The organism is Vibrio genomosp. F6 (genome assembly GCF_005146325.1).
Taxonomy (GTDB): domain Bacteria; phylum Pseudomonadota; class Gammaproteobacteria; order Enterobacterales; family Vibrionaceae; genus Vibrio; species Vibrio cortegadensis.
The window spans coordinates 43264-59454 of record NZ_SYUT01000016.1 but is presented as its reverse complement, the minus strand read 5'-3'; the positions used below and the strand labels follow the sequence as shown (position 1 = coordinate 59454).

Below are 16191 nucleotides of genomic sequence, written 5' to 3'. Positions count from 1 at the left end.
AGAGAAAACACGCTAGATACCTTGATAGAAAAGCAGCAATAGAGCACTTTGCACGAGGATCCAAATAAGAATTCTCCCCGCGAGTAATTTTTGCAATTGAGATAAATGCAGAGCGGATGGGGCGATACGTCCACCAAGCTTCGCTCTAATGGTTTTCTTATCGTTATAAATAGCAGGGCCGCCTAGAGATAATTCAAGCTTATGCCCTATTGCTGCCATTAACCAACCGGGGCCGGGTAATGGCCAAGTTTTTCCTTGCTCAAGCATGCCTTTAAAAGCGATGGTGGCTTTGTCACCGATGACAATCATTAAGCTGAAAAGGCGTAAGGGGATGAAATCTAGAATGGCCACACAACGAACGACAGGAATACCGAATGGCGAAAATTGATGTCGACTTGGGGACCATGCACGAGCAAGTTCTGCGGTTAGGCGATACATCAGTGCGCCAATTCCACCACCAATGGCATACCAAAATAGAACGCACACTACATTGCGACCATAGCCCATTATGATGGTTTCTGCGCCTGCTTTTCCAAGCCCTAATGTCGATAGGCTTTCTGTTTGACGGTTGACGATAGGGGTCAATAAGCGTCTTGCCAGTTTTTTATCTTCTTTAGCTAATGCTGAGACTAGTTGGTTTGCAAGCTTCTCATTATTACGCCAGTCAATGGCAATCAGTAAAAGAGCTAATTCAAAAAGTTGTGTTTGCCAAACTAACGGTTTAAGTGCCAGCATCACAGCAAGAGCGGGTAGGCACATGAGTAACCAAGCGAGGCTTCCAGATACTATGCTCTGCGAGTAGTGGCTATTGGTGTTGACTTTGCTTGCTAACAGTTCTGCGAATTTATGCCATAGCGTTGTTGGGTGAGCAGAGTGCGGGATAGGTAAAATCAGGTGAAATAGCAGTGCTCCCCACATTACGAGGAGCACGCCATTTGCAAATAGTTGGTCAAATAACGCTTGCATCAATCAAGACTTATTTTAGAAGTTCAACCATTTTGAATACCATCTCTGATGAGCTTTGAGCCGCCAAAGGTAGGAATTCTTCAAAGCTCATTGGTGATTCTTTATCGGCCACATCTGAGATTGCACGTACCACAACAAATGGAACTTTGAATTGGTGACACGCTTGAGCAATAGCCGACGCTTCCATTTCAACCGCTACAACCGAAGGGAAGTGTTTACGAATAAACGCTTGACGCTCAGGAGTGCAAACAAAAGCATCGCCTGTACAGATTAAGCCGCGAACCGCGTGCTTATCATCCATTTGAGCCAGCGCTTGTTCAGCAACGGCCATTAGTTTCTCGTCAGCTTTGAACGCTGCAGGTTGACCTGCCATTTGACCGATTTCGTAGCCAAATGCCGTCACGTCAGCATCATGGTGGCGAACTTCAGTTGAAACAACCACATCACCTAAGTTTAGAGATGAGTCAAAACCACCGGCAGAACCTGTGTTTAGAACAACATCTGGTTGGTATTCGCTTAGTAGGATAGAAGTACCTACCGCTGCTGCAACTTTACCAATACCTGACTGAAGCAAAACAACGTCAACACCATTTAGTTGACCAGAGAAAAAGGTACAACCGCCTTTATTGATCTCTTGTGCATTTGAAATTGCGTCTTTAAGGATGGTAACTTCTTGTTCCATCGCACCGATAATACCGACTTTCATAGTGTATCTCTTTGAAAAATGACTGATTGAATTGGGGCGAAGTGTAGCATAAATCATGTGATAAATGACTAGGGAGAGTGATAATTAGTCATGCTCTCCCTTGCTATCATTGATGAATTACTGTGCGAGATTGTCGATGGTTATTTAATAAGGTTTTTACTGAGTAGTTCCGCTCTTAATTGCTCGACTCGTTTTCGATTCACACCAAAATCAGAGTAACCTACACGGGATTCCGATCGCACGATCAGAGTGTCGCCCGTAATTCTGAGTTCTAAATCGTCTACAAATCGCATTATTTTACTGGTCGATTCAATGCGTAGGTAATCAGTTTCTTTCGTTGCTGTTTTAGCGCCTGGAAGCGTAAGTGCCACCGCTTCGATAGCATCCATCGTTGCATTAGGAGTAAGATGGAAAGGAGCAACTGAAAATTCATCACGACTATCTTGAGTGGATACACAGTTGGGTTTATCACCACATGGGGATGAAGTTCTATCTGTCATGCTGGCTATTCCTTGGCTGCAAGCGGTAAGTGTGGCTAAGCTCAAAACAATAAAGGCTACTTTTTTCATATGATTCCCTGTTTATCACTCCAATATGATGGATAACGAAAAGGATCCAATGCGGATCCGTTTCGTACAGCTTATTCTTAAGTGGTTCAGATATCTAGATAATCTAGAATTCCTTCCGCCGCTTTGCGCCCTTCATCAATCGCAGTCACAACTAAATCGGATCCTCTTACGGCATCACCGCCAGCGAAGATTTTTTGATGACTGGTTTGATATTGAAACTCTTGTTCAGCAGGGGCCTGAATTCGTCCCCATTGATCAAGATTAACACCAAAAGGCTGTAGCCAATCCATCTTGTGTGGCTGGAAACCAAATGCCATGATCACCACATCAGCATCAATAATATGTTCGCTATCTGCAACGGGCTCAGGTCTACGTCGTCCTGCTGAATCGGCCTCACCTAGAGCGGTTTTTACCACTTTGACACCACAAACTTTCCCAGACGCATCGACCTCTATATTTAAGGGTTGAAGGTTGAATTTGAATTGAACCCCTTCCTCTTTTGCATTTTTTACTTCGCGTCTAGATCCGGGCATATTGGCCTCATCTCTACGGTAGGCACAAATGACGTTCTTCGCGTTTTGACGAATGGATGTACGAACGCAATCCATCGCGGTATCGCCGCCACCGAGGACAACGACATTTTTACCCGCCATATCGATAAAAGGATCGTCGGTGTGGAGATCCATCACTTTATAAGTATTCGAAATGAGGAATGGAAGCGCATCATAGACTCCGGGAGCGTCTTCATTTTCAAGACCCGCACGCATGTTTTTGTATGTTCCTACTCCGAGAAAAACCGCGTCGTAGTCATCGATTAAGGTTTGGAGTTGTACATCTTTTCCGACTTCCACGTTCATTTGGAACTCGACACCCATTTCGCTGAAAATTCGACGACGATTTTGCATCACCCCTTTCTCTAATTTGAATGATGGGATCCCAAAAGTCAGTAAGCCTCCAATTTCAGGGTAACGATCAAAGACAACGGGTTTTACTCCATTTCGAATAAGAATATCAGCCGCAGCGAGCCCTGCTGGTCCAGCACCAATAATGGCGACTTTCTTATCTGTCATCTCAACATGAGACATGTCAGGTTTCCAACCCATCTCAAAGGCTTTGTCGTTAATATACTTTTCAATATTACCAATAGTGACAGCACCAAAATCATCATTTAGGGTACAAGATCCTTCGCACAGGCGATCTTGCGGGCACACTCGACCACACACTTCGGGCAAGCTATTGGTTTGATGAGAAAGTTCTGCTGCTTCAATGATTCGTCCTTCATTAGCGAGTTTCAGCCATTGAGGGATGTAGTTATGTACTGGGCATTTCCATTCGCAATAGGGGTTTCCACAGTCCAAACAGCGATCTGCCTGAGCCGTCGCTTGTTGCTTGGTGAAAGGTTCGTAAATTTCTACAAACTCGATCTTACGAATTTTTACCGGTTTCTTCGCTGGGTCGACGCGTTTGACATCAATAAATTGGTATACGTTCTGGCTCATGATAAGACTCCTTCTATTACTGGGCTTGAACGCGTAGTTCTGCAGAGCTACGGCTTTGATGTCCGAGTAGCGTGCGCAGATCAGCGGCTTGAGGTTTAACAAGGTAGAACTTTGGAATCCATTCATCAAAGTTGGCTAATATGTTTTCGGCGTGTGTTGATCCTGTCTCTTCTAAGTGTTCGGCAATTAAGCCACGTAAATGTTCTTGGTGAATATAGAGATCCGCTAGAGAGACCGCTTCCACAGATTCGTTGTTTACTCGCCCTTGGAAATCTTGGTTTCGATCCATCACATAGGCAAAACCACCGGTCATACCCGCACCGAAGTTCACACCTGTCGCCCCTAGGATTGCGACAATCCCTCCGGTCATATATTCACATGCGTTGTCTCCTGCACCTTCTATAACAGCGATAGTGCCTGAATTACGAACACCGAATCGTTCGCCTGCGGTGCCGGCCGCAAATAGCTTTCCTCCGGTAGCACCATACAAGCAGGTGTTGCCAATAATGGTGGCGTCGTTGCAGTTGAATGCCGTGCCTAAATGGGGTTTGATAACGATTTTTCCGCCAGCCATGCCTTTACCGACGTAATCATTGGCATCGCCAGTAAGATACAGCTCTACGCCACCCGCATTCCATACACCAAATGATTGCCCTGCGGTTCCGTTAAGGTGCAGTTTAATCGGTGTTCCAGCCATGCCTTGATTACCATAACGCTGTGCGATCTCTCCTGAGATCCGAGCTCCGATGGATCTGTCGGTATTGATGACATCGTAGTAAAAATTGTTACTCTGTTTTGCTTCTATACTGATTAACGCATCATCTAAAATGGTTTGGTTGAGCTGCGCTTTATCGAAAGGAGCGTTTGGCTCTGTCCAAAATAGTGGATGCCCTTCAGGAGATACAGGAGCTTCGAGTACTGCTGATAGATCGAGTTTACTCTGTTTTGCGGTCATGCCTTGTACGGTTTCAAGTAAGTCGGTACGCCCAATCAAGTCTGTTAGCTTTTCGACTCCAAGCTCAGATAGGTGTTCGCGTACCTCTTCGGCCAATCCAATGAAATAATTCATCACCATTTCAGGAAGACCTTTGAAATACTCTCTACGCAGAGTTTCATCTTGGGTTGCCACACCAGTCGCGCAGTTGTTGAGATGGCAGATCCGCAAGAACTTGCATCCCATTGCGACCATTGGCGCGGTGCCAAAACCGAAACTTTCAGCACCAAGGATTGCCGCTTTGATGACGTCTAGACCTGTTTTCAATCCACCATCGACTTGTAAGCGGATTTTGTGTCGCAGACCATTAGCGACGAGCGCTTGCTGGGTTTCAGCTAAACCTAACTCCCATGGACTCCCCGCATATTTCACTGAGGTGAGTGGGCTTGCGGCAGTTCCGCCATCGTAGCCTGAAATCGTGATGAGGTCGGCATAGGCTTTGGCAACACCAGTGGCGATGGTGCCAACTCCGGGTTCAGAAACGAGTTTGACGGAGATTAAGGCTTTTGGATTCACTTGTTTGAGATCGAAAATCAGCTGCGCAAGATCTTCAATGGAATAAATGTCGTGATGTGGAGGGGGGGAGATTAACGTCACCCCTTGAACGGAATGACGTAATTTAGCGATTTCAGCCGTCACTTTATGCCCTGGGAGTTGCCCGCCCTCTCCGGGTTTTGCGCCTTGTGCGACTTTAATTTGTAGTACATCCGCATTGACGAGGTAGTGTGGGGTTACGCCAAATCGACCGGAGGCAATCTGCTTAATGCGTGAATTTTTCTCAGTGCCAAAACGGCGAGGATCTTCTCCGCCTTCTCCAGAGTTAGAATAGCCACCTAAACGGTTCATGGCGGTGGCTAACGCTTCATGAGCTTCAGGGCTCAAGGCTCCAATCGACATGGCAGCAGAATCAAATCGTTTGAATAGTTCAGTGCTCGCCTCAACTTGTTCGAGTGGCAGTGTCTGTCCTGTTTTCTTTAATTGCATTAAATCTCGCAGCATCGCGACTGGGCGAGAATTCACTTGTTTGGCAAAAGCTTTGTAATCGGAAGTCTCTCCAGATTTCACAGCTTGCTGTAGTGTACCTACCACATCTGGGTTGTAAGCATGGTACTCGCCGCCATGAACATACTTTAGTAAACCGCCATGTTCGATACTCTTTCTTTTTGCCCACGCTTTGCGAGATAGGTTGTGTAGGTCTTGTTGGAAATCATCAAAGGTAGCGCCTTGAATACGAGTCGTCACGCCTTTAAAGCAGAGATCTACCAACTCTTGGTGTAAGCCCACCGCTTCAAATAGTTGAGAGCAGCGGTAAGAGGCGATGGTTGAAATGCCCATTTTGGACATGATTTTGTATAACCCTTTGTTGATGCCATTTCGATAGTTCAACATGACTTGGCTATAACTTTTCGCGATCCCACCTTCGTCAATCACCTTGCCTAAGGTTTCGTAAGCTAGATATGGATAGACAGCGGTTGCACCAAATCCAAGCATAACAGCAAATTGATGTGGGTCTCGCGCAGTTGCAGTTTCGACAATGATATTGGCATCACAACGAAGGTCGGTTTCAGCTAAACGAACTTGCACTGCCCCTACTGCCATCGCTGCTGGGATCGGTAATGTTGCTTTCTCAATATGACGATCTGATAGAACGATAAGAACGGTGCCTTCGCGGACAACTCGTTCAGCTTGATCACATACATGAATGAGGGCTTGCTGAAGATCTTTTTCGTCTGGGTTGTAATTTAGATCAACAATGGTATGTCGGTAGTGTTTATCACTAAGTGCCAATAGTTGCTGCATATCGGAGTGCAGTAACACGGGGGATTCAAAGCTTACTCGGTAAGCGTGTCCATCGGTTTCGCAAAAGACATTCATTTCCTGCCCAACGCTGGTGGCAAGTGACATCACATGCTTTTCACGCAAAGGGTCTATGGGAGGGTTAGTCACTTGGGCGAACTTCTGGCGAAAATAGTCTGTAACCAGTCGCTCTTTAGATGACAATACCGCCATTGGCGTATCGTCTCCCATTGAGCCTGTCGCTTCTTGTCCCATGTCTCCCAATACACGAATGACTTGATCAACCTCTTCATTGCTCATCGCAAATTGTTTTTGGTACGTTTTCAGTTGATCGTTATCAAGAGATCGCTCACCGACTTGGTCATCTTTAAGATCTGAAAATGGCGTCAGTTTATGGACATTATTTTCCATCCACTCTCGGTAAGGGTGACGATTTTTTAGATCGTTATCGATCTCACTGGATTGCCATAGCTTACCACGACGAGTATCGACAACGAGTAATTCACCAGGCCCTACACGACCTTTTTCTGATACCTCATCAGGCGTGTAATCCCAGATCCCAACTTCAGATGCGAGAGTAATCAGGTTATCTTTTGTTATCACATAGCGAGCAGGTCGTAGCCCATTGCGGTCTAAATTACAGGCGGCATATCGCCCATCGGAAAGGACTATCCCTGCTGGGCCATCCCAAGGTTCCATATGTTTGGAGTTGAAATCATAGAAGGCACGTAGATCGGGATCCATGTCTGGGTGGTTCTGCCAAGCGGGCGGAACCAGCATCCTCATCGCGCGGAATACGTCCATGCCTCCAGATAAAAACAGATCGAGCATGTTATCTAAGCTTGAAGAGTCTGAGCCTGTTTCATTCACAAATGGGGCGGCGGTTTGTAAGTCGGGCAGAAGTGGCGATGAGAATTTATAAGCACGAGCGCGAGCCCATTGACGGTTACCTTCAATGGTATTGATTTCACCATTATGAGCGAGATAACGAAACGGTTGAGCCAGCGGCCAGCGAGGTTGGGTATTGGTTGAAAAGCGCTGGTGGAACAAACAAATTGCGGATTCCATTCGCAGATCGGCTAAGTCTAAATAGAATCTTGGTAAATCCGCAGGCATGCAAAGCCCTTTATAAACAATGACTTGAGTTGATAGGCTGCAAATATAGAATTCATCATCATTTTGGATGCTTTTTTCGATGCGGCGACGAGCAATATACAGTCGGCGTTCTATGTCTCTTTCTCGCCATCCTGCGGGGGCTGAAATAAACACTTGTTGAATGTTGGGCAGAGATTCGGTTGCGATTGGCCCTAGAACATCGGCGTTAATCGGAACTTCTCTCCAGCCTGAAACGGTTAAAGTTTCTTGAGCGAGCTCTTTATTAATGATGTCGCGAGCAAGCTCTGCTTTCACTGGATCTTGATTGAAGAAGATCATCCCGATGGCGTATTGCTTGCCAAGTTTCCAATGGTTCTCTTCTGCAATGAGTCTTAGGTAGGTATCTGGCTTTTGTAGTAACAGACCGCAACCATCACCCGTTTTTCCATCGGCGGCAATGCCCCCTCGGTGAGTCATTCGATCCAATGCTGAAATAGCGGTGCGGACTAGTTTATGGCTTGCTTGGCCTTCCATGTGCGCGATGAGGCCAAATCCACAGTTATCTTTTTCAAGATTTGGATTATATAGAGCCATTGCAATTCTCCTTTTGCTTCCTGCTTCTTTAGCAGAGAAATGACTAACTATTCTTTATTGTTGTTATTTTCTCTATAGTTATGCACTTTTATTGACTTGTTGTTTTTAACAAAAATCATCATTTTTGTTTTCGATAGTTTCACAACGTATAGCTTATTATGCAAAAGGTCAAGTTATTGGTTGTTTGTTGCGCATTTTGAGTATTAACCAAATATTACCCTATCTATGTTTAATTGAATCAAAGAGATAGATGTTGTTTTATTTACAATTAATTAACCTAAAAGCATAGAAAGGCAGGGAGTTATGAGTATAAAAAAGGCCAGCACGAATGCACTGGCCAAAAGTCTGGAAGGACTTGTCGAACGTATTGTGACGCTAGCGTAAGTGAACGGCTTATCGGCTAGCGTTATTTACTTATTCTGTTCTCTTAAGCTGAAAGCATAAGTGAGTCAGATTTTGCTTCTAGGTTTGTGCCACCCATGAGGTAATTATCAACTTCGCGAGCGGATTCACGTCCCTCATTGATACAGCGTACCACTAACGATTGACCTGTTCGCATATCACCAGCTGCAAAAACACCTTTCTGGTTGGTCGCAAAACCATTCGTCGCAACGTTACCGCGTTCGTCAAGCTTGATATCAAGTTGAGCGAGAACACCCGTTGGTTCTGGATGTAGGAAGCCCATTGCTAGGAATGCCATATCACATGGAATGACACGCTCAGAATTTGCCACTTCATCAAACCCAGGGCGTTCGCCTGGTTTTGCGTCTTGCCACACGATATCAGCGATACGAAGCCCAGTAACATTTCCGTTATCGTCAGAGATAAACTCTTTGGTCAAAATATTCCAGTGACGCTCACAGCCCTCTTCATGTGAAGTGGTTGTTTTCATAATCATTGGGTATTGAGGCCAAGGCATATTTGCAGGGCGTTTTTCAGGTGGAATTGGCATTATCTCAACTTGAGTAATACTTGCTGCGCCATGACGGTTAGATGTACCTACGCAGTCAGAGCCCGTATCACCGCCACCGATAACCACAACATGCTTGCCTTTGGCGTGGATCTCTTTGGTTTTCAAATCCATCTCATTGGCACGACGGTTATTTTGGCCTAAGAACTCCATCGCAAAGTGAACCCCATTGAGTTCACGGCCCGGGATAGGCAAGTCTCTTGGAACGGTTGAGCCGCCAGTTAATAGTACGGCATCAAACTCTTGACGAAGTTGCTGAGCATTGACATCAACACCGATATGTTGGTTCACTTTGAATTCAACGCCGGCCTCCGCCATCAGGTTGATCTTACGATCAATTACGTCCATACCCAGTTTGAAATCTGGGATACCAAAGCGCAGTAAACCGCCCACTTTTTCATCTCGTTCAAACACCGTGACTGAATGACCAGCACTGTTTAGTTGCTCTGCCGCAGCTAAGCCGGCAGGGCCAGAGCCGATGATAGCAATCGTCTTTCCTGTGCGAGATCGTGGTGTTTTCGGTTTTGCGTACCCTTCACGGTACGCCGTTTCTACAATTGTTTTCTCGATATTACAGATAGTGATTGGATCTTGGTTTATACCAAGAACACATGCACTTTCACAAGGAGAAGGGCATACACGACCTGTAAATTCAGGGAAGTTGTTGGTAGAGCTTAGAATGTTCCAAGCCTCTTCCCAGCTGTCACGGTAAACCGCGTCATTGAATTCTGGGATGATGTTACCAATCGGACAACCGCTGTGACAGAAAGGAACACCACAGTCCATACAACGAGAGGCTTGAGTATTGATCTTGTCACCAAACTCTTCGTTAAGTACAAACTCTTTGTTATCTTCAATTCGAACTGATGGGTCAAGCTTTTTTGGAAGCTCGCGACCATGTTCTAAAAATCCAGTAGGCTTACCCATTATACTGCCTCCACTTCTTCCGTTTGTGCTTGCTCTGCTTCAGTCTTACGCTTTTGAAGAACGGCTTTGTAGTCACGTGGCATTACTTTCACCATCGTGGCTAGGCTTGCTTCAAAATTGTCTAGGAAAGACTGAGCAACTTCACTTCCTGTGAGTTGAACTTGCTTGGTTAGCATCTCTTTCAGTAGTTCGCGATCTTCTGCTTCAATTGGGTCTAGGTCGACCAGTTCAGGGTTTAGCTTGGTATCAAAATCACCAGCTTTATCCCAAACGTAAGCGACACCACCACTCATACCTGCCGCAAAGTTACGACCTGTTGAGCCAAGGATCACTGCAACACCGCCAGTCATGTATTCACAACCGTGGTCACCAATGCCTTCAACAACGACTTTCGCTCCTGAGTTACGTACACAGAAACGCTCACCTGCCATGCCGCGAATGTAAGATTCACCAGACGTTGCGCCATAGAAACATACGTTACCCACTACAATGTTATCTTCAGCAACTATGGATGATTTTGCGTTAGGGTAGAGTACTAGCGTACCGCCTGATAGACCTTTACCCCAGTAGTCGTTTGCGTCACCTTCTACTTCGAACTTCACGCCTTTCGCAAGGAAAGCACCGAATGACTGACCAGCCGAGCCATTGAACTTCACGTTCATTGGTTGTGGTAGGCCTGCGTCTTTATAAATCTTCGATATTTCATTCGACAACATAGTACCCGCTGAACGGTCGGTGTTGATGATAGGGAATTCAGCGTTCACTGCTTCGCCTTTTTCAAGTGCTGGAATAGCTGCTTGAATCAACTTACGGTCTAGTACGTCTTCTAAGTTATGGTTTTGTTGTGTCTGGTTATAAACGCCATCTTCTGCACGAGGCTGTTCAATATGCAGAACAGGTGACAGATCTAGGTTCTTGTATTTCCAGTGCTGAATATCGTCACGAACTTTAAGTTTGTGAGATTGGCCGACCATCTCATCGATAGAGCGGTAGCCAAGCTCAGCCATCACTTCACGCAGACCTTCAGCCATGTACTGGAAGAAAGTCACAACGTCTTCTACGCGACCATCGAAACGTTCACGCAGTGTCTTGTTCTGTGTTGCGATACCAACAGGGCAAGTGTTTTTGTGACACTTACGCATCATGATACAGCCTTCAACAACCAGTGCGGCTGTTGCTACGCCCCATTCTTCAGCACCAAGCAGTGTTGCGACTGCAAGGTCACGCGGAGTTTTCATCTGACCATCAGACTGAACCACGATACGATTACGTAGGCCATTTTTCAGTAGTGTTTGGTGAGTTTCCGCTAGACCCAGTTCCCAAGGCAAGCCAGTGTGACGGATAGAAGACATCGGAGATGCACCTGTACCACCATCAAAACCTGCGATGAGGACTACGTCAGCTTTCGCTTTCGCTACGCCTGATGCAATCGTACCAACACCCGCTTCTGATACTAGCTTCACGTTAACGCGACCATTACGGTTCGCGTTTTTCAGATCGTAGATCAGCTGAGCCAAATCTTCGATTGAGTAGATATCGTGGTGTGGTGGTGGAGAGATAAGACCGACGCCTGGAGTCGAGTGACGCGTTGCACCGATCCAGTCATCAACTTTATCACCAGGCAATTGACCACCTTCACCTGGTTTCGCGCCTTGAGCCATCTTGATTTGTAGCTCATCTGCGTTAGATAAGTAGTAAGACGTCACACCAAAACGACCGGAAGCAACTTGCTTGATTGCAGAGCGTTCCCAGTCACCGTTTTCTTTGCGTTCGAAACGAGTTGGGTCTTCGCCACCTTCGCCAGAGTTCGATTTCGCGCCAATGCGGTTCATCGCAACGGCGAGTGTTGAGTGTGCTTCATGAGAGATAGAACCAAATGACATTGCACCTGTCGCAAAACGCTTAAGGATTTTTTCAATGGGTTCAACTTCTTCAAGTGGAATAGAGCCTGCTGGGTTCTTAACAAAGTCTAATTGGCTACGCAGTGTTGCCGCATGATCGCCTTGGTCATCAACGGCTTTCGCGTACTTCTTGAACTGACCGTAGTCTTTGTTACGTGTTGATTCTTGCAGTAGCGAAATCGTTTCAGGGTTAAACAGGTGTTTTTCACCACGTTGTTTCCACTGATAAACACCACCCACATCAAGAATCTGTACTGGGATTTCACGTGTTGGATAGCCAATGCGATGACGCACCATCACTTCTTTAGCGATGTCATCAATAGTTAGACCTTGAATACGTGAAACAGTACCAGTGAAGTATTTATCGACCACCGACTTGCTTACGCCTAATGCTTCAAATATTTGAGCACCGTGGTAAGACTGCAACGTTGAGATACCCATCTTCGAGAAGATCTTCAGTAGACCGCCGTTGATAGAGTTACGGTAGTTTTCGAATAGATCTTTGATGTTGGTTTGTGGATCGAGCTTCTTAGTGCGCTGTAGATCCACCATAGTTTCGATAACTAAGTATGGATTGACGGCATTTGCGCCGTAGCCGATTAGCGTTGCAAAGTGGTGTGTTTCACGAGCATCACCCGTTTCAACCACAATGTCACACTTAGCTCGTAGACCTTTACGGATCAGATGGTGGTGAACCGCGCCAACCGCAAGCATCGCTGGAATCGCTGCATGGTTCGAGTTCACTGCACGGTCAGTCAGAAGGATAATAGAGTAACCGTCAATAACCGCATCTTCTGCGTATTGGCAGATACGCTTAAGTGCGCGCTCTAGCTTACCTTCGTCTTCACTGGCTTGGAATACGATGTCTAGCGTCTTCGCTTGTAGGTGCTCGTTATCGATAGCACGTAATTTTTCAAGCTCAGAGTTTGATAGAACGGGAGATTCAAGTTCAACTTTCTGACAGTGTTCTGGTGACTCAGCAAGTAGGTTCTGATCTTTACCTAAGTAAGTATTCAGAGACATCACCATACGCTCACGGATCGGGTCGATCGGCGGGTTAGTTACCTGAGCAAACAACTGCTTAAAGTAGTTGGATAGATGTTGAGACTGGTGCGAAAGGATCGCTAGTGGCCAGTCAGCGCCCATTGCAGAAAGAGGCTCTTTACCATCTTTCGCCATCGGCACGATGATTTCATTTACTTCTTCTGAACTTACACCGAACGCTTGCTGTTTGTGTAGTAGCTTTTCTGGTGTCGGTTGGCTGAATTCGTTTTCTGCATCAGGCAGTTTGTTGAGATTCAGAAGGTTATCTTCAACCCATTTCTCGTATGGTTGCGCGTTGGCAATGCCATCTTTCACTTCTTCATCAGAAATGATGCGACCTTGTTCTAGATCTGCAACGAAGATACGCCCTGGCTGAAGACGACCACGGAACTCAACGTTTTCCGGCTCAATTTCTACCACACCAGATTCAGACGCCATCACTAGGAAGTCATCTTTGGTCACTGTGTAGCGAGAAGGACGTAGGCCATTACGGTCTAGTGTGGCACCAACTTGAACACCATCGGTGAAACAGACAGATGCCGGGCCATCCCATGGTTCCATTACATTCGCGTGGTACTGGTAGAACGCACGACGAGTTGGATCCATATTTTTATTTTCTTGCCACGCTTCCGGGATCATCATCATCAAGGCATGTGGCAGGCTGCGACCAGAAAGAACCAGAAGCTCTAGTGCCATATCGAAGTTAGATGAATCCGAACTGCCTTCCTGACAAATAGGAAGAAGCATGTCGATTTCGGCTTTGGTGAAAAGATCAGATTCAATGATCGCTTCACGCGCTTTCATCCAGTTCAAGTTACCACGAACCGTATTGATTTCGCCGTTATGCGCGATGTAACGGAAAGGCTGAGCTAAACGCCAGCGTGGGAATGTATTGGTAGAGAAACGAGAATGAACAAGCGCTAGGGCACTCACCATCGTTGGGTTTTGAAGATCTAAGAAATATTGAGGCACTTGCTCAGTCGTTAGCTGACCTTTGTACACCACCGTCTTGTAAGACATCGAATTGATGTAGAAGTCATCCCCAATATTTGACACGCTTTCTAGGCATACACGAACGGTGTAGTTACGCAGAACATACAGTTTACGTTCAAGCTCTTCTGGAGTGCTCCCCGGTCCGCCAGAAATAAACACGTGCTCAAATTGAGGTTCAGTGCTTAATGGATCTGCACCAATCATTGAATTGTCAGTTGGAAGTTCACGGTAACCGATAACTTCTAACTCAAGGCGTTGTGCATTGCGTTCTAAAATGTCACGACACTGCGCACGCTTATGTTCATCTTTAGGGAAAAGTACAACACCAACACCATATTTTTCAAAAGATGGTAGCTTAATCCCAAGCTTTACGGCTTCTTCTAGTAAGAATTCGTGAGGCTTTTGTAGCAGGATACCTGCACCATCTCCAGAACACGGATCGCAGCCTTGACCGCCACGGTGTTCCATACGTGCAAGCATATCGAGTGCTTGAGTTACTACATCATGAGATTTGCGATTCTTTAGATGCGCAACAAAACCGATACCACAAGCGTCATGCTCCAGTTCAGGAGTATACAGACCCTGTGAGTTCTGCTCTTGATCTACCATAGATACATCCTTCCAGTTTAATCTAGGCGCACTTTGCCTAAGCGAGTGAACCTTGTCCTTTTATATTTATGAATCTAAACCAGCCTATGTGTGTGGCTAGCTTGAGTCCTTTCTGTCTTTCGCAGGAAAAATTTTGCGAAAAAAACAATCCTTAGTGATATCCGTTTAATTGAAGCCACAAACTAGTGGTTTATATAGGTGGGAGCTAAATATCACCGACTTATCCGCATATGCACGTGTAATAAAAGTCACAAAAAATGCGAATAAGTGTAAGTATCCTACAATTTTGTTTTATTAAACTCCAACGAAAGTTGCCCTCTGTAGACCATTTTTTTCGCGCGAAAATGAATATATCGAGTAACATTTGTGCAACATTAAGTAAATAACGCTTATTTAATGCATGTTTATTGATATTTGTTAGGTTGAATTTAAATACCTGTTGCTAGTATCGCCGGATTTATTTTGCAGGGATGTAATTTACTTTCATGAATCAAACTGAGATTCATTCTTATTTGTTCAACGAGTTTAAATATGCAATTACATGAATTGGTAAACACTTTGGGTCAAGATCTTCAGCGTCGATATGGTGAGAAAGTACATAAATTGACGTTGCACGGCGGTTTTAGCTGCCCTAATCGAGATGGGACGATTGGTAAAGGAGGGTGTACATTTTGTAATGTGGCCTCTTTTTCTGACGAACAGACTCAAGTAAAAAGCATTGTTGATCAACTGCAAGATCGTGCGGGTGAAATTCACCGTGCAAAAAAATACCTCGCGTATTTCCAAGCCTACACGAGCACTTACGCGGAAGTGCAAGTATTAAGAAATATGTACGAAGAAGCATTAAAAGCAGCGGATATTGTTGGTCTATGCGTAGGCACCCGGCCTGATTGTGTACCTGATGCGGTACTAGATTTGCTCTCTGAATACGTCAATCAAGGTTATGAAATTTGGCTAGAGCTTGGTTTACAAACAGCAAACAACGATACGTTGAAAAGAATTAACCGAGGCCATGACTTTGAATGTTATGCAGAAATAACCAAACGAGCTCGCGAATTAGGCATTAAAATTTGTACTCACTTGATTGTAGGCCTTCCTAAAGAAACCAAAAAAGACAACATTGAAACGTTGGAAAAAGTACTAGAAGTGGGCACTGATGGTATTAAGTTGCATGGTTTGCATATTGTGGAAGGAAGCACGATGGCTAAAGCATGGAAAGCGGGGCGATTGGAAGCGCCTGAGTTAGAAGAGTATGTGGATATCGCCAGTCATATGATCCGCATGACGCCTGCTGATATTGTATTTCATCGAGTCTCTTCTGCGGCTCGCCGACCAACACTGCTTTCTCCATTATGGTGTGAAAACCGTTGGTTAGCGATGACTGAAATTGGTCGAAGTCTAAATCGACAGGGAGCTCAAGGAAGCTTAACTGAAGAGGCTTTTGTCTATACCAAGCCACAGTTACTTTCGACAAAATAGCTGACGAAATAAAGATAACTGACGTATAAGCTGATATATTGTTTAATA

At 45.4% G+C, this 16191-nt stretch carries 8 protein-coding genes; 1 reads left to right on the top strand and 7 read right to left on the bottom strand.

The window, feature by feature from the left end; translation table 11 throughout:
* Positions 1-12: 12 nt before the first annotated feature.
* The 7 genes from FCV43_RS04635 to gltB (FCV43_RS04605) form a co-directional block, all read right to left on the bottom strand.
* A complete protein-coding gene (locus tag FCV43_RS04635; protein WP_136994154.1) occupies positions 13-966 on the bottom strand; it encodes a cobalamin biosynthesis family protein in 954 nt (317 codons plus the stop codon).
* A gap of 10 nt (positions 967-976) precedes the next feature.
* Complete coding sequence (gene mtnN, locus FCV43_RS04630; RefSeq protein ID WP_017051058.1) at positions 977-1672, bottom strand: 5'-methylthioadenosine/S-adenosylhomocysteine nucleosidase; 696 nt, start codon at positions 1670-1672, stop codon at positions 977-979.
* Positions 1673-1812: 140 nt separating this feature from the next.
* Complete coding sequence (locus FCV43_RS04625) at positions 1813-2241, bottom strand: DUF1499 domain-containing protein (RefSeq protein WP_017051057.1); 429 nt, start codon at positions 2239-2241, stop codon at positions 1813-1815.
* Positions 2242-2327: 86 nt separating this feature from the next.
* Positions 2328-3740: an FAD-dependent oxidoreductase gene (locus FCV43_RS04620; RefSeq protein WP_017051056.1), complete on the bottom strand. Its 1413-nt coding sequence runs from the start codon at positions 3738-3740 to the stop codon at positions 2328-2330.
* 16 nt (positions 3741-3756) lie between these two features.
* Positions 3757-8220 carry a glutamate synthase large subunit gene (gene gltB, locus FCV43_RS04615; protein WP_136994153.1) on the bottom strand — a complete coding sequence of 1488 codons (4464 nt, stop codon included), beginning with the start codon at positions 8218-8220 and terminating at the stop codon, positions 3757-3759.
* Between the two features lie 427 nt (positions 8221-8647).
* Complete coding sequence (locus tag FCV43_RS04610) at positions 8648-10117, bottom strand: glutamate synthase subunit beta (protein WP_136994152.1); 1470 nt, start codon at positions 10115-10117, stop codon at positions 8648-8650.
* Positions 10117-14664, bottom strand: a complete 4548-nt coding sequence (gene gltB, locus FCV43_RS04605; RefSeq protein WP_136994151.1) for a glutamate synthase large subunit — start codon at positions 14662-14664, stop codon at positions 10117-10119. The genes FCV43_RS04610 and gltB (FCV43_RS04605) overlap by 1 nt, the downstream gene beginning before the upstream one ends.
* A 531-nt stretch (positions 14665-15195) precedes the next feature.
* On the opposite strand from gltB (FCV43_RS04605), the gene FCV43_RS04600 reads away from it, so the two are divergent.
* Positions 15196-16143: a TIGR01212 family radical SAM protein gene (locus tag FCV43_RS04600; RefSeq protein ID WP_136994150.1), complete on the top strand. Its 948-nt coding sequence runs from the start codon at positions 15196-15198 to the stop codon at positions 16141-16143.
* Positions 16144-16191: the final 48 nt, after the last annotated feature.

Excerpts from the sequence above, each read along its gene's own strand:
- FCV43_RS04635 (WP_136994154.1), bottom strand. The coding sequence starts at position 966 with ATGCAAGCGTTATTTGACCAACTATTTGCAAATGGCGTGCTCCTCGTA.
- mtnN (WP_017051058.1), bottom strand. The coding sequence starts at position 1,672 with ATGAAAGTCGGTATTATCGGTGCGATGGAACAAGAAGTTACCATCCTT.
- FCV43_RS04625 (WP_017051057.1), bottom strand. The coding sequence starts at position 2,241 with ATGAAAAAAGTAGCCTTTATTGTTTTGAGCTTAGCCACACTTACCGCT.
- FCV43_RS04620 (WP_017051056.1), bottom strand. The coding sequence starts at position 3,740 with ATGAGCCAGAACGTATACCAATTTATTGATGTCAAACGCGTCGACCCA.
- gltB (WP_136994153.1), bottom strand. The coding sequence starts at position 8,220 with ATGGCTCTATATAATCCAAATCTTGAAAAAGATAACTGTGGATTTGGC.
- FCV43_RS04610 (WP_136994152.1), bottom strand. The coding sequence starts at position 10,117 with ATGGGTAAGCCTACTGGATTTTTAGAACATGGTCGCGAGCTTCCAAAA.
- gltB (WP_136994151.1), bottom strand. The coding sequence starts at position 14,664 with ATGGTAGATCAAGAGCAGAACTCACAGGGTCTGTATACTCCTGAACTG.
- FCV43_RS04600 (WP_136994150.1), top strand. The coding sequence starts at position 15,196 with ATGCAATTACATGAATTGGTAAACACTTTGGGTCAAGATCTTCAGCGT.